Genomic DNA, 19,951 nt, shown 5'->3' with positions numbered 1-19,951 from the left:
TCAGGCCTCCACGAGCTTGGGGCGCCACGCGAGCGCACGGTCTTCGATCAGGCGCACGGACTGGTCGGCGAGCAGGCCGAGCCCGGCATAGACGAGCAGGCAGACGACGATAATGTCGGTCCGCATGAAATCGCGCGCGTTGTTGATCAGGAAGCCGAGACCCGCCGACGCGTTGATCTGTTCGGCGACCACGAGGATGAGCACGGCGACCGAGAAGGCGTAGCGCAAGCCGACCAGCAGTTGCGGCAGTGCGGCGGGGAGGACGATGTCGGTGACGATCTGCGCGCGCGACAGGCCGAAGCTGCGCCCCGCGTCGATCAGCCGGACGTCGACGCCGCGGATGCCGTTGTAGAGGTTGAGATAGACCGGAAACAGCGTCGCGAACGCGATCAGCGCGATCTTGGGTGTCTCGCCGATCCCGAACCAGACGATGAACAGCGGCGACAGCGCGAGCGCGGGCAATGTCCGCAGCATTTGCACGGGAGAGTCAACCGCCGCTTCGCCCTCGCGGGTGAGGCCGGCGACCAGAGCGAGGACGATGCCGAGGCTGACGCCGATCACGAGGCCCGCCGCCGCACGACCGAGCGATACGGCGAGGTTGGCGGGCAATTCACCCGAAACGATCATGCCCCACAGCGTGCCCAGCACCTGCGAAGGCGCCGCCAGCGTGCGGGTTGGGATCAGGCCGATCCGGGATGCCGCTTCCCATGCCAGCATGAGCGCTATCGGCGATACCCAGCGGCTACGCTGGAGCTTGCTCTGCCATGATCGGTTGGTGGATCGTTGGGACGTCTTCGCCATGGACAGCCTTTCGGACGCTCGTTTTCCGGAGCGCCTTCAATGCGTCTTCAATTCCTATTGGTTTAATAGAGAATGGCTTGCCAGCCTTATGAGCGTTGCAAATACTGGCCTAAAACCGCATCGATCTCAGGAGGTTAGCCGACCGGGAAAGAAAGCCTTTGCGGCCGTGAAGAGCGTCAATCTGCACTGGCGGATTCGACGATCGAACGAAGGACGACGTCGTGGAGCCGGTCGAGTACCGGATGACGCGTCTCGTTGATACGCAGGACATAGGCGACGCGGGGCAGCGCGGGGAGCCCGTCGTGGATCTCCGGATCGAGCCCCATCAAGGCGTCGGTGCGACAGGTTATACCGATCCCGCCGGTCACCGCCGCGCGCAGGGCGGACAGGCTCGGCGTCTCCAGGACGATCCGGTAGGGCCTGCCCGCCGCCTCCAGCGCGGCGATCGCGGCATCGCGGAACCGGCATGGCTTCTGGAGCACCGCCAAGGGCAGGATCGCCGCGGATATCAGGCGCGGATTGCCGAGCCAGTGCATGTCGGCGGTCGCGACGGCGGCCTTGTCGGTGTCCTCGCCGAAGCACAGGACGATGTCGAGGCGGTCGGTCGCGAGCAGATCGAGCAGTTCGGCGGACCCGGCGACGCGAACGTCGAGCGAGGCGTCGGGGTTGCTCGACGCGAACACCGACAAGACGCCGGACAACAACGTCTCCGCGAAATCCTGGACGAAACCGATCCGCGCGGGGCCGGCGAGGCTGCCGTCGCCAAGCGCCGCCAAAGCCCGGTCGTTGACCGCAAGCAACTCGCGCGCGTGCGGCAGGAACCGTTCACCCTGCACCGACAGGACGAGCCTGCGTCCCTCCCGCCGAAAGAGTGCGACCTGGAGCAGTTCCTCCAGCCGTTTCATCTGCAAGCTGAGCGCAGACTGGCTGACGAACACGCGGTCCGCGGCACGGAGCATCGAGCCGGCATCGACGATCGCGACGAAGCTGCGCACCACATCGGTGGGAATATTGACGGCCATGATCGGTCCTAGAAGCCAGGCTCATATGCGTTAGCAGACAATCTACATTGATTCGATGGGAAATGAAGCGCTCCTTGCTGCGGGAAGGAGCGCAACCTTGGTATATCCTAATTCCGGACCCGGATCGCAGCACGGCAGCCTTGCGCAGTGCGCGACCGATCGTCTTAACGTGAAGCCGGTCAACGACCTGACCGGCATGGTCCTGCAATGAGTGCGCAGCTCCTATCGATTGCGCCACAGGTTCCGACGCTTGATCTGGATGCGATCCTGCCGGGGGTGACGGCCGCGTTCGCTGCAACCGCCGCACAGCATGACCGCGCCGGCACGTTGCCGGTCGAGAACTTCGCGTTGCTGCACCGTCACGGCCTGCTCGCGCTGACCGCGCCGCGTCGGCTTGGCGGTGGTGGCGGCGATCTGGCGGAGGCGCGGCGCGTAATCGCAGCGGTCGCTCGCGGCGAACCGGCGACCGCGCTCGTCCTGACGATGCAGTATCTGTTTCATGCCGGGCTCGACGATCGGTCCGGTTTCTCGGAGGCGCTAAAGACGCGTGTCGTCGGCGAGGCGTTGCGCGATGGTGCGCTGATCAATGCGCTGCGGGTAGAGCCGGATCTGGGCACGCCGGCGCGCGGCGGCCTTCCCGGCACGATCGCGCGGCGCACGGCCGAGGGCTGGCGGCTCGACGGGCGGAAGATCTTCTCGACCGGCTCGACCGCGCTGACCTGGATGGTGGTCTGGGCGCGTTCGGACGATGCCGAGCCGCTGGTCGGCGGCTGGCTGGTGCGCGCCGATACGCCGGGCATCCGGATCGAGGAGAGCTGGGATCATCTCGGGCTGCGCGCGAGTGCCAGCCACGATGTCGTGTTCGAGGACGTTCTAGTGCCGTTCGATCAGGCGCTGGAGCCCCGGCCGGTCGGCAAGCAGCCGCCCTATTCCGCCGCGTTCGCCAACTGGTCCGCGGTGCTGACATCGGCGATCTATAACGCCGTCGCACGGAATGCGCGCGATTGGCTGGTCGGCTGGCTGATCGATCGCAAGCCGACCAATCTCGGTGCGTCGTTGTCGACCTTGCCGCGGTTCCAGGAGGTGGTCGGGACGATCGACGGGTTGTTGTTGCAGAACCGGTTGCTGCTCGATGCCGGTACGTCGGGTGCAACAAGCGGGTTGGAGGCGGGGCTGGTCAAGCACCTCGTCACCGAGAACGCGATCGCCGCGGTCGAGAAGGCGATCGCAGTGACTGGGAATGCAGGGCTGACGCGACACAACCCGCTGGAACGGCATCTGCGCGATGTGCTGTGCGGCCGCATTCATACGCCGCAGGGCGATGTCGTGCTGGGCAGCACCGGTCGCGCGGCGTTCGCGGAGCGTGGCGCGTGACGCGTGTCCAGGTCGTTAGCCAGTTACCGGCGCTCTTCAACGACGCCTTTGCAGCCTCGACGCAGGCGGCGGAGATCGTCAGCATCGCGCCTGGATCGGCCGGGCTCGCGCACGGGCCCGAGGTCCTGATCGCCGCGCCGTTCCGACGGCCGGGCGATGCGTTCCCTGCGCAGCCGAGGGGCTGGCCGTTCGATCTGCGCTGGATCCAGCTCGTCTCGGTGGGCATCGATTTCTACCCGGACTGGCTGTTCGAGGGGCCGGTCGTCACCACCGCCCGCGGGGCATCGGCGATCGCGCTGGCGGAGTTCGCGCTTGCCGCGATCCTGGCGGAGGCGAAACATCTCCCCGACATCTGGATCCGTGATCGGAAGGACTGGGTGGCGAAACCGCTCGCGACCGTCGCCGGCACCACGCTCGGCCTGATCGGGTTCGGCGCGATCGGCGAGGCGCTCGCCCCGCGCGCGCAGGCGCTGGGGATGCGGGTGATCGCCACGCGCCGCTCGGACCTGCCGCTCGCGGCGGGTGTCGAGCGTGCCGATCCCACGGCGATCTTCGCGCAGGCCGACCACGTCGTGCTCGCCGCGCCCGCGACCGCACAGACCGAGCGGATGATCGATGCGAAACTCCTGTCGCTGGCCAAGCCGAACCTTCACCTGATCAACATCGCGCGCGGCATCCTGATCGACGACGATGCGTTGCTCGCCGCGCTCGACGAGGGGCGGGTCGGGCGCGCGACGCTCGACGTCACCTACCCGGAGCCGCTGACCGCCGGGCACCGTTACTACACGCATCCCCGCGTCCGCCTGTCGCCGCATACCAGCGTTCACACGACCGAGACGCGGCGTAATCTTTCGCTGAGTTTCGCCGCCAATCTCGATCGCTTCCGCCGCGGGCAACCGCTCGACGGCGTGGTGGATCGCGCGCGCGGCTATTGAGGAGACAGACGATGACCAAACCGCTTCCCCTGCGGCGCAAGGAGCCGAACGAGACTGCGATCGTCGAGGCGCTGTTGCCTGAGTTCGGGTCGTCCGTGATCCCGGTCCACGCCGATCCCGCGGTCGAGCGGCTGTATCGCAAACAGCGCCTGGCGGCTGCGTACCGGCTGTTCGGGCGCAACGGCTATGACATGGGCGGCGCGGGGCACATCACGGTGCGCGATCCCGAATGGCCCGATCATTTCTGGGTCAACCCGTTCGGCGTGCATTTCGGCCGGATCAAGGTGTCGCACCTGATGCTCGTCAGCCACGAAGGCGTCGTCGTCGAGCCCCCCAAGGGCGTGCCCGCGCGCCTCAACCGTGCGGCGTTCGCTATCCACTCGGAGCTGCACAAGGCCCGGCCCGACGTGATCGCGGCGGCGCATTCGCACTCGCTGTACGGCAAGGCCTGGTCGTCGCTCGGTCGACTGCTCGATCCGCTGACACAGGATTCGGCGGCCTTCTACGACGACCACGCGCTGTTCGAGGAATATAGCGGCGTCGTGCTCGACGCGAGCGAGGGCGAGAAGATCGCGCACGCGCTTGGTCATCGGAAGGCGGTGATCCTCCAGAACCACGGCATCCTGACGGTCGGCCATTCGGTCGAGGCGGCGGTCTGGCGCTATCTCGCGATGGAGAATGCGTGCCAGGCGCAGTTGCTCGCCGAGGCGGCTGGCACGACCAAGCCGATGAGCGACGCGGTCGCGCGGCACACCGCGTCGCAGGTCGGCACGGAGGTCGGCGCGTTGTGGGCGTTCCAGCCCTCTTGGGATGTGATCGTCTCGCAAGAGCCGGACCTGCTCGATTGAGCGCGCTGGTTTCCCGCCGCGCGGTGATCGGGGGTGCGCTGGCCCTGTCGGCGTGCGGACGCGGGGGTTCCAAACCGGTCGCGCTGAAGGACGTCACGCTGCGCGTCGCCACCTACAAGGGCCAGATCGACTCGTTCTTCGCGCAGGCTGGCGAGGCCGCGCCGCCCTATACGGTAAGCAAGGCGCTGTTCGCGGGCGGCAACCAGATCGTCGAGGCGATCAACGCCGGCGCGATCGACTTCGGCGGGATGAGCGAGATACCGCCGATCTTCGCCGCCGCCGCGGACCCGCTGTTCCGGCTGATTGCGGTGCAGCAGTACGACGTCAACAATCAGGTCGTGCTGGTGCCGGGCGGTTCGACCATCCGCGATGCGGCGGGTTTGCGCGGCAAACGGATCGGCTATGTTCGCGCGACCACCTCGCATTACATTCTGCTGCGCCTGCTGGACGAGGCAGGCCTCACGTTCGCGGACGTCGTGCCGATCGCACTGTCGCCATCGGACGGGCTGACCGCGTTCCAGCAGGGACGGCTCGACGCATGGGTGATCTACGGCGTGCAGGGCAGTCTCGCCCGGTCGACCGGCGCGCGCGTGCTCGCCACCGGCAAGGGGAGGTTGTCGGGCAATTACGTCGTCGCGGCGTCGACCGCAGCGCTCGCCGATCCGCTGCGGCGTGAGGCGATCGGCGACTATCTCGGCAAGATCGCGCGGACCTTCGCATGGTCGGTGGCCAACCCCGCAGCCTGGGCAACAGCGCTCGCCAAGGATACCGGAGTTCCCGAAGCGATCTGGCTCCAGCAGTTTCGAGAGCGTAGTTCCGATCCGCGCATAGTGCCCGTCACCGATGCGGCGATCGCCTCGCAGCAACAGGTTGCGGACCGGTTCGCGACGGCAAAGGTCATTCCGACGAAGGTGGATGTGCGGCCATTATGGTCGACCACCTTCAATGCACGGATTGGGGACATATACTGAAGAGCGGCCAATGATACATATATGCATCGGCGAACAATCGGTAGTTGTAAGCTGGATACCTAAAGCAACTCGTACGAATACCGGATCGACTCCATAGTTCAGCGACATAATAAGGGGTCGCATTGATGGGTCGTACTACACGGCGTTTGCTGAAGATATCCGTCGCAACCATGGCTTTTGGGTTGGCATGGTCCGCGAGCGCGCAGACAACGGGCGGCCCGTCGATCACGGATCCGGTCGATACGTCCGACAAGACCGAGACCTCGGATCGCGGCGAGATCATCGTCACTGCCGAGCGCCGTTCGACTGACCTGCAGAAGACTCCGATCGCGATCTCCGTGTTCGGCGGGCAGCTCGCGCAGGATCGCGACATCCGCGACGTGCGCGATCTGGCAGGACAGGTGCCCAATCTGTTCGTACCCCGCACCTCCATCAGCCACACCACGCAGACCTTTTCGTTGCGCGGCGTCGGCGAGAGCGATCCGATCCAAGAGCCGGTGCTCGCGGTCTATGTCGACGACGTCTATATCCCGCGGCAGATCGGTTCGATGGTGGAGTTCAACGATCTCGAACGGATCGAATTGCTGCGCGGGCCGCAGGGTACGCTTTATGGGCGCAATTCGAGCGCCGGCGCGCTGCGGATCATAACCCGCGATCCGGACCAGGAAACGCATCTGAAGGCCGCGATCGGCTATGGCAGCAAGAACGAGGTCGATGCACGCGCGCTGGTCAGCGGTCCGCTGAGCGATACGCTGGCCGCCAGCTTCTCGTATATTCACCACAGTCGCGACGGCGTGACGAAGGACCCGACGCTCGGCCACGACGTCAACCGGATCGACGTGGACTCGTTCAGGGGCAAGCTGCGCTGGACGCCGAACGCCGATCTCGACGTGTTGTTGACGGCCAACCTCGTCCGCGACCGATCCGACTCGCGCAGCTATATTCCGGTCAACCAACCGGGCGTCGTGTTCGACAAGCGCACGTCCTATTCCGAGGTCGAGCCGCTTCAGGATCTTGATGGTCGTTCGGGCTCTCTTCGGGTCAAATATGCGCTCGGCGAACATCTCAGCGTGAAGTCGATCACCGCGGTCGGCGGGTTCAACCTCGACCCGGTCTCGTACGACAATGACGGCCAGTCCGCGCTGATCCAGAAGAACCTGATCCATTACAATGATCGCTACGTGACGCAGGAAGTGCAGTTGAATGGCGATTACGGCGCACTGACCTTTACCGGCGGGTTGTTCTATCTGCACGAGCGATTCTTCGTCGAACGCGACGGGTTTACACGCCTCGGCACGTCGCCGACGGCTGCCGTATCGGGACTGCGCGCACACAATATTACGACCACCGATGCCTACGCGATCTTTGGCGAGGCGACGTATCGGGTCGGGTCGGTGTTCAGTGTCACCGGCGGGCTTCGTGGCACGATCGAGCACAAGGATTTCGTGTTCGACAACAAGGTCATCAACCTCGCACGCGTGCCCACCGCGCAGTCGATCGCGGGGAAGGCGGACGAGACGTGGCGTGCGCTGACCCCGAAAGCCTCGGTGCAGGCGCAATGGAACTCGGCGCTTCTGCAATATGCCAGCTATTCGCAAGGCTTCAAATCGGGTGGGTACGACAATCGTGCGACGCGGCTCGATCTGGCCACGTTGCCGTTCGCGCCGGAGAAGGTCAGCACCTACGAAACCGGGCTGAAGGCGACGTTGTTCGATCGTGCGCTGCGGTCCAACATCGCGGTGTTCTACAACGACTATCAAGACTTGCAGGTGTCGTTCTTCGACCCGGTCTATCAGGGATCGCGGCGCGGCAATGCAGGCAAGGCGCATAGCTGGGGCATCGAGATCGAGAACAGCGCCACCCTGACCGATCGTTTCAGCGTGCAACTTGCGGGCGGGTATCTCCACGCGACGTTCGACGACTATAAGGGCGCCGGCGGGGCAGGGGTGAATGCCGATGGCAACCGCCTGACCAACGCGCCCAAATGGACCGTCACCGGTGGCGCGAGCTATGAGTTGCCTTTGGCGGCTGCGGGCTCGCTGAGGCTGGCCGCGGACGCGAATTACCAGTCGTCCTATTACGTCTCCGCGCTCAACCGCCCGCAGGATCGCTCGCCTGGGCAAGCCTATGTGAACGGTAAGATCACGTGGAATACCCCGAACCCGCATGTCGACGTCGCACTATCGGTCCGCAACGTCCTGAACACGAGCAAACAGGTCGCGTCGGTCTACAACCCGTCGATCGGTGCTTGGTACCGGAATTTTCCCGATCCCCGGACGGCGTTGCTGACGCTGCGCTTCAGCCGGTAGATGGCTTTACGTAAAGGTCGCAGATCGATCAGCAGGTCGGACCATGACGATTTTTCCGACCTCTACATGCACATCCTCTTGCCAACGACTGTCCCGCCGCGGAATTGCCAGCCGGGCTGGAAAGTCTTAATCGGGCCGGAATATGAGTATGTATGGTTCGATAGCAGCCTGCTTGACGCCTAACGCGGACCGTCTCGAATTCTTCCATTATGCTTGAGCTCACTTCGCGTCGCTACGGATCTTCACGGCGCTTGCGCAAAAGCGATCGCTCGTTCAGTTTCCTCGTGTGACGGATAGATCCAAACGGCCAACGACGTTCGGCGCTTTCGCCATCGCAGTATCAATGGCGGTAAGCGGCTGCACTGCTTCCCAAAGCACGTTCACGCCGTCGATCTTCGAAACGGCTAAATCGGCCTGTGGCGCAACAGATGCATATATTTCAGAATCGAACGCGAAGGCCATTGGGTTTCGAGGGTACGCAGCGCCCCACGCAGAACAAGCTAGATGCCTCGTGAAACACTTAAAAGGGACGGACGCGAGGGTGATCGGCTTTATCGGCGAACCGCCTAGCTCATAGCCGCCGATTTCGGTCCGTGATCCTCTCCATTCCGCTTCCGCCCAATCGTCGACATTCACCACTCAGATGGCGCTTCCCGAAAACATACATCAGGATTGGGCGGACTTGAGGGGACGCACGGTCTGATACTGGCGTTCTGGCGTTACATCGTAACTTGGGCCGAAGTTGGGAGGCGGGAAGGGCACATGAATGTCCGAAACCGGTTCGACCACCATCGTTAGCGTTCAGACGCCTCCTTCACCGAAGAGGTCTAGACCAGGTTAGGAAAGACCGTCATCGTCTGGGAATGAACGATAATGCCGGTCATCATGAACCGATGGTCCACCGCGCCCGGAACGTCGCGGCTGGGTTTGCCGATGTAGGGCTTACCCATGCCGAAGATCTGCTTCGCCGCCTGTCTCCTGAAGGACGCGAGCAAGCGCGCCGGGAACGCGAGGCGAGGACACGGCGCCAGAAGCGCCTGATCGTTCGATTGGTCGCCGCCGCCACGGCCTCGCTGCTCGTCTGGGCGATGCTGGCTCTACTTGCCCCAGCGAGTGTCGCTCTCGCGGTCGCATCGGCGCTATTGCTGCTGTTGATGACGGCAGTCCTCTTACGCGCCGATCCGCGTGTACCAGGACGGGAAGCGTTGGCAGAGGCCACACTTCCCAGCTTGGCCGAGCAAGCCGTTATCTGGCTTGCTGCACAACGTCGTGGCATGCCGCCACTCGCGCTTCAGCGTGCCGATGCAATAAGTCGTCGGTTGGGTGACCTGGCGCCGCGCCTCGGTCAGCTCGATCCTCGCAGCCCTGCGGCGGCATCTGTGCGGAAGCTGGTTGCCGTGGAGATGCCCGCTTTAGTGGACAGTTGGCGTATAGTTCCCATCTCCGCGCGGCGTGTGGCGCATGCCGATGGCCGTATGCCGGACGATCACTTGGTCAACGGTCTGCAGCTTATCGACGCAGAGCTCGCGCGTGCAAACGACCTACTTGGGCAGAGCACGCTTGATGAAATCGCAATTCAGGGCAGGTATCTCGAATTGAAGTATAAGGGCGATAGCTTTTCCCTGTGATTACTCCGGAATTAGACAGGTTGTGCGGTAGTTGTCACCATGGTGGGAGCTTCGACCCGCGCATTGGATATGAATGGGCGTTCGAAGTTTGGAACGAGGTGGGGCCTTCTGAGCGTCAGCCGTTGGGTCGTGTCGCGACACGTGGCGTCCTCGATGCCGTCTCCCATTGACGGCACTTGGCATCTGAGGCCATCGCGGTGTCCATGACCAAGAGCAAGGGACGCACCGGCGCACACGCGCGCGCCAATATCCAGCCTGCACCGACAGCGAACGAGCTTGATGCAGCCAAGCGAGAGGTCGCCCAGATCGAAGGGCGGCTTGCCGGACTCGCCTCGGGGCATCCGTCGGTCAAGATCTGGAAGGCCCGTCTTCGTTTAGCCCAAGGCGTGATCGCCCGCGCTCCGCGCGACTGAGAGCTGGCATGGGCATGAGGCAGGACAGCCAAGCTGGACCCGGGGGCCGCAGGAAGGCTAGGTGCTCCCGGGCCTGAACAAGGGTGCGCCTCAATCCACGACCGAAGCGCTGCCGTCCCGCTGGATTGCCGATGATGACCGCGTACTTCGTCCCGACGTCGGAGTAGGTGGCCACCCGGTCGGCGCGAGTTCTGCTTCGCGAAGCGTCGCTTGCAACCTGAACGCGGCGGCGGGTACGTGCATCCGCTGATGCCTCAGGTCGAGATCGACATCCTAAGGCAAGGCGGGTTGGCTCTCGACGCGTCGCGATCAACGCCTGCCTAGGTTTCTTAGAGCCTATGTCGCATGGCACCGGCGACGACGCCTATGCGATGAATTGGGCCGACGCCAAGGACCGGGCGACCGGGTAACGCACATCAAAGAAGGCGCGGCCCGTATTGTCGTAGAAGGCAGGGGCGTTGCTCTAGGTCGAGAAGCGTTTTGTTGCCGAGTCCAGCAGGTTCGAGCCTTGGGCATAGACGGTGATTTTTGGAAGAATGTCGTAGGATATGCTTGCTGCTAGTTCATGGTATGGCGTCCGCTTGATCGCCAGCGTGTCGATGTAACTGCACTGCGACGACACGAACTTCGACTGGTACTGGTACGACACCGAAGCGTTGATTCCGTGCTTTTCGTAGAACAGCTTGGCGTCGGCGGAGAACGGTACTGCGTCTTCCAGATTGACCGTCGGGCGCCCTTCGCGTTCGACGCGTGAGCGATGGTACGTCGCGTTGGCCGGTACGCCGAGACCGGCTTCAGGTCGGGATTGCCTGCGTCGGTGACGACGGGGTATTCGACTGGGCCGTCGAATAATCCTTGGTCGAGGAAGCTGGCCGGGAGGTCGGTCGCGATATGGCCTGCGACGTGGCGAGGCGAATCCGCAAACCAACGGCGCACGCGTGGTCATCGCCGATATCGCGTGCACCAATGGCGTGATCCATGCGATCTACACGGTCCTGCTGCCAACCGGTTGATCGCCGGCTGGATTTCCAGCGTAGTAGATCGCCATGAGTTCGATACCGGAGCATGATTGTTGCGGTATCGTCGGATCGGAGAAGTGCGTGAAGGTTGCGATCGTAGGTGCCGGTATCGCCGGGCTTTCCTGTGCCGCGCGGCTCCAGCAGGATGGCTGTGCGGTAACGCTGTTCGACAAGGGACGCGGTGCCGGTGGACGCATGGCGACGCGGCGTATCGACACGCCGATGGGCGAGGTCGCGTTCGATCACGGGGCGCAGTATCTGACGATGCGCGACCCGGCTTTTCGCGCGGCGATGCATGCATGGGAGGCGGCTGGCGTGGTCGCGCGCTGGCCTGCTGCCGGGTCCGATGCATGGGTCGGCACGCCCGGCATGAACGCCATCGTCAAGCATCTCGCGGCGCAGGCGGACGTCCGCTGGAATTGCCGCGTCACGGCGGTTCGCGGGACCGCAGCGGGATGGACAGTCGATCCGGATGGCACTGACGCATCGTTCGACGCCGTCGTCATCGCGACGCCCGCGGAACAGGCTGCGCCGTTGCTGGCGCCGCATGACCCGGCGATGGCGAGCGAGGCGCTGGCGTGTCGGTCAGCGCCATGCTGGACGGCGATGTTCGCGTTCGAGACACCACTGGCTATCCCGCATGACGTGCTGAAAGATGTCGGGATCATCGGCTGGGCTGCACGCAACAGCGCGAAGCCAGGACGAAGCGGCCTGGAATCCTGGGTGGTCCAGGCGACGGCGGACTGGTCGAGCGCGCATCTGGAAGACTCGGTCGAGGCCGTGGTCGATCGGTTGGAGGCGGCTTTGGCCGCGCACAGTCCGGTTGGATTGTCGATGCCGATCGTTCGTACCGGCCATCGCTGGCGCTACGCTCGCACTTCAGGAACCGATCTTGGGTCATTGTGGAATGCCACCGAGCGGATCGGTGCAGCGGGAGACTGGCTGTTGGGGCCTCGGATCGAGAGCGCGTGGTTGTCTGGCAGAAAACTCGCCGAGCAGATCCTGGAACATGCCTGACGCCGCGCATCCGCCAGCGCGTCAGGTCATGAGAGATCGACGATCGCCCAGCGCCAGTCGTCGTTCAATCCACCTGAAAACGCCCGGTGAGAAACTGCGACGGTGGCGAGCATCTGAAACGCCTGCGCGGTCAGGTCGGCTGGAAGTAGGCGCGCCGCGCTGGATGCGAAGATGCCCAACCGTCGATCGCGATGAGCGACAATGCTGCACCCGGCGTCAGCCACCAGCGGGTCGGCGCCAAGCTATCGGTGTTCTCAACCGCGTTGAGCGTCGGGGCGAGTGAAAGGTTCAGGAGCGACGATCTGATCCCGTCGCTCCAACTCTCCTAACGCTACTTTTTCTTGCCGCTTTCACCCGAGGCGTTGGAGACGGCCGTTCCAGCGGACTTCACATCCTTGCCGACGCCGTTCACCGTGTGACATCCCGTCAGTGCCAGGCCTGCAGCAAGTAGTGCCAGTGCAAATACGTTCTTCATACTTGGTCTCTCTCATGTTCAGTGTTTGAGGTGGATGGTGCCGGTGCGACGAGTGCGGCCGACCGCCAGTGAAGTTTTCGTGATACGAGCGGCCTTGGCATCGACGTCAGCCTCGGACGGGGCTGACCCGGTGAGCTTGAAGATCGCCTCCGCAACCGAGACTCTGGCCTTGTCGGCAAAATCACCGGTATCATCACTCATGAGCACCCATTCTCCATCCGGGTCTGGTTAAGTCCCGTGATTTAACGTGATCCGAATGACGGCAACAGATCGGGTTGTATCAACCCGATAGTATTTTCGACATCTCGCACGGATACTGTCGGACAGGCGGATCCTGCTTGGTTCGATCAATATCAGCGGCGTCATCGATCAGGCCAATGCCGATCAGGGCTGTAGCGTCACGACCGGGACGGGGCTTGGCAGCAGCGTCTTGCGATCGGCCCCATCGCCGAACCCGCGGGCACGCGCCCAGGCCGCCGCGGCCACCCTGCGATTGACGCCGATCTTGCTGTAGACGCGCGCGACATGGTTGCGAACGGTGTTGCCGCTGACGTTCAATGTGCGCGCCATCGTCTTGTCGTCCATGCCCTCGCAAATCAGTGCGAGCACGTCGCGTTCGCGCGCGGTCAGGTCGTTCAGGCCCGATGGCGTAACGGCTCGCGGTGGTTCGGACTGCAGCGCAAGATTGTCCAGGATTGCGTGGCTGAGCCATTTGGATTCCGCGATCGTCGCCTCGATCGCGGCGGCCAGATTGCGCTCGTCGATCCGACGATTGGTGACGTCCTGAAAGGTCCAGAGCGCGTAGGCCTTGTCGGCGATCATGATCGTGGCTTCGGAAATCTGGCATTCGAGACGTTGCCCGCACTTGGTACGCACGAAGCCCGATGCAATTCCCGATGGCCAGATCTCGATGTCGTCGGTCGATCGACCGGACAGGTCACTCCGCGAATACCCGATCAGAGAACAGAAACTGTCATTCGCGACGGTCACGAAATTGTCGGCCGGATCGACGATCATCATGCACGCCGTCGACGTCGCGAACGCGGTTTCGACGCTTGTTCGGAGTTGATCGTAATGGCGTTCGGTCTGCTGCCATGCGTCGATATCCGTCAGCGTAAACAGCATGCACGGCTGGCCGGCGACGGTGACGGGCTGGCCGGTAACGATCACGGGCCGGCTTGTGCCGTCAGGCATCGCCAAGCTGGCCCGGGTCTGCGGGATCGTCTGCGCGTCGACGAGCGCGCGCTTCACCGCCGCGTAGTTCGCGACGCCCTCGAGGATGTTGCGCTCGTACATAGAGCGTCTCAGCCAATCCTCGTCCGCGCTATCGGTGAGCGCGAGGAAACTACGATTGACCATGACGTAGCGCAGGTCCCGCAAGCCGCAGACGATGGCTGGGGCGGGGTGCGACTCGATCGAGCATTCGAGCCGCGTCATGCGATCTGGCGCATGCCACACGGTGCTCGCGAGGGTCTGGTGGGGTCGTGTGAAGATATCCAGGCAGTCGTTCGTCATGGTCGTTCCTCGTCGTCACGAAGATACGCTCAAGTTGATCGATAGATGGAGTGAAAAATCCGTCATACCACGAGCGCCCCATTTTGATACTAAAGAGACCGTATATCGGCGCGCAATCTGTACGACAGATGAGTCGAAAGGTCAGTGTTAGTTACTTAAGCCGATCTTGATGGCATTAACTATGATATGCTCCCAGACCGGTTCTTGTATTGATGCTCAGAGTGATGTGTTGTTGTTGAATGCGTGAATTACTGCTTACCATTCCGGTGGCTGCGGAGCTGATTATCCTTCACGCGGTGCAGTATTGCGGTCGTCGCCGACCATCAGTTCGACCGGGGTGTCGCCGATCGGGCCAGGCGATTGATCTTCATCGGTATGCGCGAACAGCCAGCGACCGAGAAGGCCAGCTACGGCGGCGCCGCTCAGTGGTGCGATCCAGAAAAGCCAGAGCTGCGACAGCGCCCACCCGCCGACGAACAACGCCGGACCCGTGCTGCGCGCCGGGTTCACCGACGTATTATCGATCGGGATCGAGATGAGATGGATCAGCGTCAACGCCAGACCGATCGACAGCGGCGCGAACGCTGCCGGAGAGCGCTCGTCGGTCGCGCCAAGGATTACCGTCAGGAAACCGGCGGTCAGCAGTGCCTCCGAAAGGAACGCGGTTGCCGCGCTGTATCCGCCCGGCGAATGCACGCCGTAACCATTCGCGGCGAACCCGCTGGCGACCAGGTCGAACCCTGCGGTACCTGATGCCAGTGCAGCCAGTGCCGCGCTGCCCAATATGCCGCCGATAACCTGCGCGATGACGTAGCCCGGGAGGTCGCGAGCGGGAAAGCGGCCGGCGACCGTCAAGCCGACGCTGACGGCCGGATTGAAGTGGCCGCCCGAGATGAAGCCGACGGCAAACGCCATGGTGAAGACGGTGAGGCCGAACGCCAGCGCCACGCCTGCCATGCCGATCGTGCCGGGAACGCCCGTGCCCGCGGCAAGAACCGCAGCGCCGCAACCACCCAGGACCAGCCAGAACGTGCCGATGACTTCTGCGGCCAGCCGTCGCGCGGTAGCGATACGGCGGGGACGGGGCGCCTGACCAGCGGGCGTACCGATGGTCGACGCGCGCTGGAGGTGTGGACTGTCGGCCATGTCGTTCGTGCCTAGCATGGGGTGCATCGATGAGCGCCCGTCGGTCTTTGGGGTGGCGGGCAGGGCACAGCAATCGCTGCCCCACCCGCCGTTGAGAAGCGGCGTCTCTGGCGGCTTACTTGCCGCGCAGGGTATTGATGACCGCGATCCCGAGCACGCCGGCCACGGCGGCCGCGGTGAAGGGGCGCTCCTTCGAGAACTGGCGGACATAGTCGAGCAGCGGGCGGATATTGTCCTCGACGACATCCTTGGCCTGGCCAACGGTCTTCTGGATCGTGCCGCCAAGCTGGTCCGCGGCGCCTTCGCTCTGCAGCGATGTGTCGCCGATCGCGCCGCCAAGCGTTTCCTTGAGCTTACCACTGACGTTGGTGGCTGCGCCGTTGAGGGTATCGGTGTTCATGAGAGTTTCCTTTGATTTGCGAGGGAGGGAAAGGTCAGATCAGGGGGCGGTCGGTCGGGTCCCGCATGTCGCCACGGTCGTCCTGACGGGTGTCGCTACGGGCGAAATCGCTGTCCGAGGGACGGTCCGTCGATGCCGTGCCGGACGTCGCCGTACGGTCGCCGTCGATCGCGCGATCGGCGCGGTCATCGGTCGACTTGGCACCGTCGAGCATCCGCTTGACGGCATTCCCTGCCGCATCGCGACCACCCAGGCCGAATGCCAGGGCAAAGGCGACGGCGATCGCACCGAGCAGCAACCCGAACGCCAGGTTGATGATGTCGTCGGCCAGACCCATGAAGCGGAGGCCGATCGCGGTGCCGAGCACGATGATTGCAATCCGCACGACGGGGGCGGCAACGCGCGTGCCCTGGTTGCCGTTACGCTCGATGGCGTGCGCCACGAAGCGGGCGATGACGACCGATGCGAAGATGATGATCGCACCGAACACGACCTGCCCGAACAGCGTCAGCACCTCGGCCATGATCTGCGAGCCATACGCGAAGTTCAGCTGCCGGAACGCTTCCATCAGGCCGAAGATCAGGATCGCAACGAACGCGCCGGTGCCGACCGTCTTCGACGGTACGAACGACGGACCGGTCGACTGGCCGGTAGTGCCGAGCTCGCGGTTTTCCGTGTTGCCGAAGATGCCGATCGACCCGATCGTCCGGTCGAAGCCGGTCGTTGCCAGAAACTGCGTCAACAGACGCGACGCGAACTTGGCGATGACATAGGCGACGGCCAGGATCATGCCGGCGGCGATGACGTGCGGGATGGCGTCGAGGATGATGCGCAGCATGGCGGTTGCCGGCTGCGAGATCGCCGCGATGTTGAGCGTGTCGAGCGCCGCGATCGAGACCGGGATGATGATCAGCGCGAACACGATGCCACCGATGGTACGCGGCATCATGGTCGGATCGCTCGGCTTGGTCGCACCGACATGCGTCGAGAAGCGCTCGACATGGCTGGCCGTGATGACCGCCTCGACCGCCTTCTTGGCTACCTTGGCGAGAACATAGCCGAGGAAGAAGATCAGCGCTGCGCCGATGATCCGCGGGATGGCCGTGCCGAAGCCCTGCAGCATGTCGCCGAGCGGACCGGTTGCGCCGGTCAGCCCCAGTGGCTGCGTCGCGAGGAACAGCGCGATCAGGAGGACCACCCAATAGGCGGCATCACCGACCTGCGCGCCGATCGTCGTCGGGTTGCGCGGGTTTGCGTTCGGCTCGTTGGCGTGGATCGCGAGCGGCGTCTTGTTGACGAGCTTGGCGACACCCCACTTCACGGCGCGGGCAACCGCCCAGCCGATGACGAGGATGATCAGCGCCGCGATGATCCGGGGTGTCCAGATCTCGACATAGCTCCAGGCTTGCGCCCCGAAATCGCGGGTGTTCGATACCACCGTATCGCCCGCATAGGTTACGTCTTGCATGTGTGTGTCCCTTGAAACCCTCTACGGGGCCTGACGTCTGCCGGTGCGCGGCGCCGTGTGCCTTGGGTGCGCCTTGGCCCCGATGCCGCGGTTCCGGATTAGAGTGGTGATGCGGGGTCGGTCAGGATGCCGCACGCAGCAGCGGCCTTGCCGACCTCGAGCGGTACCTTGGGATCCTTGACCTGACCCGACACGCGAACGAAGTCGCTGACCGTCAGGCGGCCCGGCGTGGTGTCGCCTTCACGCGACGCCTTGGCCGCGCGACCGAGCTGTTGGAGCTGGCCAAGCGACAGGTTCGCCTCGAGCCGGTCGCCGACGCACTGCGATTGCGCCGGCTGGAAGCCATAGCCCTCGAGCGAGGTGGCGATCTTCGCCGACGGATTTACGCATGCCGCGAGCGATAGGGAGATCACGCCGACAGCACCGAGCCCGGTAAATCGTGGAAAACTACGCTGCTGTGTCATAATAAGCCCCATTCTTCATGGGCCACACAGTCGGGCCGGAGTGGCCCATGATCTGTTGATCCCACGCGCCAAACCAGCCAGTTCGTTCAAAAGTTTCTAGTATTATTGGCGGTTTATCAGGTGGTTAAATACTAATCACGTAAATCTCGACGGATTCCCGGGTTTGGAAGGGGCGACTTCAGCGCGCGCGCGATGAAGTAACACGGACTGTCCTCGCATGATCTAGATGCTGGTTTCGGCCACGCGCAAAACACGAACCGCCGCCGCGTTGACGATCTGCGTAGTTCCCGAGGGTCACCTTGAGGGATGTCGGCGGATAAACCCCCTGACCAGATACCGTGTGAGACACCGCCGCCATTGGCTTCGGCCGACCTCGGTCATGACGATTTGGCAAGGACGAAACGATGGTAGTTGACGAGCGAGGCACGACAGCCAGCCGACATGCGGTGATCCTGTGTCATCCCGATCCGTCGAGCTTCAACCATGCGATCGCGGGCGCCTATTGCGGCGCGGTGCGCGTAGCGGGGCAGGCGGTCGTGCTGCGCGACCTGTATGCGATCGGGTTCGATCCCGTGCTGAAGGCGGCGGAGCGGCCGACCAACGTCGCCGCGGTATATGAGGCGGACGTGCTGGCCGAGGTTGACGCGATCGCCGGCTGCGATGTGTTCGTGCTGGTCTATCCGATCTGGTTCGGGACGCCGCCGGCGATGCTGAAGGGCTATGTCGAGCGCGTGTTCGGTGCCGGCGTCCAGCCGGAGTCGTTGCAGGGGCGGGTGCGGACCGACCTGCTCGGCGGCAAGCGTCTGGTGAGCTTCTCGACATCGGCGGCGAGCAAGGTCTGGCTCGACGAACAGGGACAGGCACAAGGGCTCAACAGCGTCTTCGATCAGTATCTGGTGCACGCGTTCGGGATGCGGTCGCAGGAGCATCGCCGGTTTGCGCACATCGTGCCGGGGCTAAGCGCGCGGTTTGCGGACCAGTATCTGCGCGAGGTTGCAGTCCAGGCACGGCGGACCTGTGCGCAGATCGCATTCGGGGACGAGGCCTTGCTGGCCGATCCCAAGCTCGTCGCGCGAATGGCGCGTTGAGTTCTTCGCATCTTCAAGGACAGTCCATGACCCGTATGATGCAAGCCGCCGTCGTCGAGGCGTTCGGCAAACCCCTGACCTTGCGCGAATGGCCGGTACCGGTCGCAGGGCCCGGACAGATCGTCGTCAAGACCGAAGCATGCGGGGTGTGCCACACCGACCTGCATGCCGCGCATGGCGACTGGCCGGTCAAGCCTTCGCCACCCTTCATTCCCGGCCACGAGGGTATCGGCATCGTCGTCGAGGTCGGCGCCGGAGTGACGATCGTCAAGCTTGGCGACCGGGTTGGGGTGCCATGGCTATACTCCGCGTGCGGGCATTGCGAATACTGCCTGTCCGCCTGGGAAACCGTGTGCGCCGAGGCGGAGTTCGGCGGGTACACGCGCAATGGCGGGTTCGCGGAATATATCCTCGCCGACCCGAACTACGTCGCGCATATTCCCGCAGGCCTGTCCGCGATCGAGGCGGCGCCGATCATCTGCGCGGGCATCACCACCTACAAGGGCATCAAGGAAACGGGCGCGAAGCCGGGCGAGTGGATCGCGATCTCGGGCGTCGGCGGGCTGGGGCATCTGGCGGTGCAGTACGCCAAGGCGATGGGGTTGCGGGTCGCTGCCGTCGATGTCGACGAAGGCAAGCTCGCCCATGCCAAGGCGTTGGGCGCGGAACTGTTGATCGACGCGCGCAAGCCGGATGCGATCGCGGCGCTGAAGGACGGGACGGGGGGCGGGGCACACGGCGTGCTGATCACCGCGCCGTCGCTGACCGCGTTCAATCAGGGCGTGGCGATGACGCGGCGCAAGGGGACGTGCGTGCTCGTCGGCTTGCCGCCGGGTGACTTTCCGATGCCCCTGTTCGACGTCGTGGCGCAGTGCATCACGGTGCGCGGATCGTTCGTCGGGACGCGCAAGGACATGGCCGAGGCGCTCGCCTTTGCCGCGGATGGCAAGGTGAAGGCCGACATCGAAGTGCAGCCCTTGTCGGCGATCAACGACATCTTCGACCGGCTCCAACATGGCCAGGTCGCGTCGCGCGTCGTCCTCGACTTCGGGAGCTGA

23 protein-coding genes are annotated in these 19,951 nt (G+C 63.9%); 11 read left to right on the top strand and 12 right to left on the bottom strand.

Translation table 11 applies throughout. From position 1 onward, the window contains the following. Together O6X71_RS04870 and O6X71_RS04865 are read right to left on the bottom strand one after the other, a co-directional pair. Complete coding sequence (locus tag O6X71_RS04870) at positions 1 to 801, bottom strand: ABC transporter permease (protein ID WP_353464719.1); 801 nt, start codon at positions 799 to 801, stop codon at positions 1 to 3. Positions 802 to 977: 176 nt separating this feature from the next. After that, entirely contained in the window at positions 978 to 1,823 is an 846-nt protein-coding gene (locus O6X71_RS04865) for a LysR substrate-binding domain-containing protein (RefSeq protein ID WP_353464718.1), read from the bottom strand. 207 nt (positions 1,824 to 2,030) lie between these two features. Here O6X71_RS04865 and O6X71_RS04860 point away from each other — a divergent pair, with 207 nt between their 5' ends. The 5 genes from O6X71_RS04860 (at position 2,031) to O6X71_RS04840 (ending at position 8,260) form a co-directional block, all read left to right on the top strand. Then, on the top strand, positions 2,031 to 3,197 hold the full coding sequence (locus O6X71_RS04860; protein WP_353464716.1) for an acyl-CoA dehydrogenase family protein: 1,167 nt from the start codon (positions 2,031 to 2,033) through the stop codon (positions 3,195 to 3,197). Next, positions 3,194 to 4,132, top strand: a complete 939-nt coding sequence (locus O6X71_RS04855) for an NAD(P)-dependent oxidoreductase (protein WP_353464715.1) — start codon at positions 3,194 to 3,196, stop codon at positions 4,130 to 4,132. The genes O6X71_RS04860 and O6X71_RS04855 overlap by 4 nt, the downstream gene beginning before the upstream one ends. An 11-nt stretch (positions 4,133 to 4,143) precedes the next feature. After that, the gene (locus tag O6X71_RS04850) at positions 4,144 to 4,980 is read left to right on the top strand and encodes a class II aldolase/adducin family protein (RefSeq protein ID WP_353464714.1); all 837 of its coding nucleotides are present in this window, start codon (positions 4,144 to 4,146) and stop codon (positions 4,978 to 4,980) included. Beyond that, the gene (locus O6X71_RS04845; RefSeq protein WP_353464713.1) at positions 4,977 to 5,951 is read left to right on the top strand and encodes an ABC transporter substrate-binding protein; all 975 of its coding nucleotides are present in this window, start codon (positions 4,977 to 4,979) and stop codon (positions 5,949 to 5,951) included. Before O6X71_RS04850 ends, O6X71_RS04845 begins: the two co-directional genes overlap by 4 nt. A gap of 170 nt (positions 5,952 to 6,121) precedes the next feature. Continuing rightward, the gene (locus O6X71_RS04840) at positions 6,122 to 8,260 is read left to right on the top strand and encodes a TonB-dependent receptor (protein ID WP_353464711.1); all 2,139 of its coding nucleotides are present in this window, start codon (positions 6,122 to 6,124) and stop codon (positions 8,258 to 8,260) included. 273 nt (positions 8,261 to 8,533) lie between these two features. On the opposite strand, the gene O6X71_RS04835 is transcribed toward O6X71_RS04840, so the two are convergent. Further along, positions 8,534 to 8,722 carry a hypothetical protein gene (locus tag O6X71_RS04835; RefSeq protein ID WP_353464710.1) on the bottom strand — a complete coding sequence of 63 codons (189 nt, stop codon included), beginning with the start codon at positions 8,720 to 8,722 and terminating at the stop codon, positions 8,534 to 8,536. 401 nt (positions 8,723 to 9,123) lie between these two features. Here O6X71_RS04835 and O6X71_RS04830 point away from each other — a divergent pair, with 401 nt between their 5' ends. Next, positions 9,124 to 9,888, top strand: coding sequence for a hypothetical protein (locus O6X71_RS04830; RefSeq protein ID WP_353464708.1), 765 nt, complete (start codon positions 9,124 to 9,126; stop codon positions 9,886 to 9,888). 203 nt (positions 9,889 to 10,091) lie between these two features. Further along, positions 10,092 to 10,301: a hypothetical protein gene (locus O6X71_RS04825; RefSeq protein WP_353464707.1), complete on the top strand. Its 210-nt coding sequence runs from the start codon at positions 10,092 to 10,094 to the stop codon at positions 10,299 to 10,301. A gap of 463 nt (positions 10,302 to 10,764) precedes the next feature. On the opposite strand, the gene O6X71_RS04820 is transcribed toward O6X71_RS04825, so the two are convergent. Next, on the bottom strand, positions 10,765 to 11,247 hold the full coding sequence (locus O6X71_RS04820) for a hypothetical protein (protein WP_353464706.1): 483 nt from the start codon (positions 11,245 to 11,247) through the stop codon (positions 10,765 to 10,767). On the opposite strand from O6X71_RS04820, the gene O6X71_RS04815 reads away from it, so the two are divergent. Both O6X71_RS04815 and O6X71_RS04810 read left to right on the top strand, forming a co-directional pair. Beyond that, positions 11,240 to 11,314, top strand: a complete 75-nt coding sequence (locus tag O6X71_RS04815) for a hypothetical protein (RefSeq protein ID WP_353465067.1) — start codon at positions 11,240 to 11,242, stop codon at positions 11,312 to 11,314. The two genes, O6X71_RS04820 and O6X71_RS04815, sit on opposite strands and share 8 nt — an antisense overlap. An 87-nt stretch (positions 11,315 to 11,401) precedes the next feature. Next, positions 11,402 to 12,337, top strand: a complete 936-nt coding sequence (locus O6X71_RS04810) for an NAD(P)/FAD-dependent oxidoreductase (RefSeq protein WP_353464705.1) — start codon at positions 11,402 to 11,404, stop codon at positions 12,335 to 12,337. A gap of 26 nt (positions 12,338 to 12,363) precedes the next feature. On the opposite strand, the gene O6X71_RS04805 is transcribed toward O6X71_RS04810, so the two are convergent. The 8 genes from O6X71_RS04805 to O6X71_RS04770 form a co-directional block, all read right to left on the bottom strand. After that, on the bottom strand, positions 12,364 to 12,516 hold the full coding sequence (locus O6X71_RS04805) for a hypothetical protein (protein WP_353464704.1): 153 nt from the start codon (positions 12,514 to 12,516) through the stop codon (positions 12,364 to 12,366). Positions 12,517 to 12,668: 152 nt separating this feature from the next. Continuing rightward, positions 12,669 to 12,812, bottom strand: a complete 144-nt coding sequence (locus O6X71_RS04800) for an entericidin A/B family lipoprotein (protein WP_353464703.1) — start codon at positions 12,810 to 12,812, stop codon at positions 12,669 to 12,671. An 18-nt stretch (positions 12,813 to 12,830) separates the two neighbouring features. Beyond that, positions 12,831 to 13,013 (bottom strand): hypothetical protein, encoded by a 183-nt coding sequence (locus O6X71_RS04795; protein ID WP_353464701.1) that lies wholly within the window; start codon positions 13,011 to 13,013, stop codon positions 12,831 to 12,833. Positions 13,014 to 13,196: 183 nt separating this feature from the next. Then, positions 13,197 to 14,327 (bottom strand): LuxR C-terminal-related transcriptional regulator, encoded by a 1,131-nt coding sequence (locus tag O6X71_RS04790; protein WP_353464700.1) that lies wholly within the window; start codon positions 14,325 to 14,327, stop codon positions 13,197 to 13,199. Between the two features lie 282 nt (positions 14,328 to 14,609). Next, positions 14,610 to 15,398, bottom strand: coding sequence for an aquaporin Z (gene aqpZ / locus O6X71_RS04785; protein WP_353465066.1), 789 nt, complete (start codon positions 15,396 to 15,398; stop codon positions 14,610 to 14,612). 190 nt (positions 15,399 to 15,588) lie between these two features. Beyond that, positions 15,589 to 15,873: a CsbD family protein gene (locus O6X71_RS04780; RefSeq protein ID WP_353464699.1), complete on the bottom strand. Its 285-nt coding sequence runs from the start codon at positions 15,871 to 15,873 to the stop codon at positions 15,589 to 15,591. A gap of 34 nt (positions 15,874 to 15,907) precedes the next feature. Further along, complete coding sequence (locus O6X71_RS04775) at positions 15,908 to 17,341, bottom strand: mechanosensitive ion channel (protein ID WP_353464698.1); 1,434 nt, start codon at positions 17,339 to 17,341, stop codon at positions 15,908 to 15,910. Between the two features lie 98 nt (positions 17,342 to 17,439). Next, a complete protein-coding gene (locus O6X71_RS04770; RefSeq protein ID WP_353464697.1) occupies positions 17,440 to 17,805 on the bottom strand; it encodes a hypothetical protein in 366 nt (121 codons plus the stop codon). 404 nt (positions 17,806 to 18,209) lie between these two features. Between O6X71_RS04770 and O6X71_RS04765 the strand changes: the two genes are divergently transcribed. Continuing rightward, entirely contained in the window at positions 18,210 to 18,893 is a 684-nt protein-coding gene (locus O6X71_RS04765; RefSeq protein WP_353464696.1) for an NAD(P)H-dependent oxidoreductase, read from the top strand. Positions 18,894 to 18,919: 26 nt separating this feature from the next. Then, positions 18,920 to 19,951, top strand: coding sequence for an alcohol dehydrogenase AdhP (gene adhP, locus O6X71_RS04760; RefSeq protein WP_353464695.1), 1,032 nt, complete (start codon positions 18,920 to 18,922; stop codon positions 19,949 to 19,951).

Source organism: Sphingomonas faeni (assembly GCF_040407505.1).
In the GTDB taxonomy this organism is placed as follows: Bacteria; Pseudomonadota; Alphaproteobacteria; order Sphingomonadales; family Sphingomonadaceae; genus Sphingomonas; species Sphingomonas faeni_E.
The sequence above is the reverse complement of the archived record's forward strand: the minus strand, read 5'-3'. Positions and strand labels throughout refer to the sequence as shown.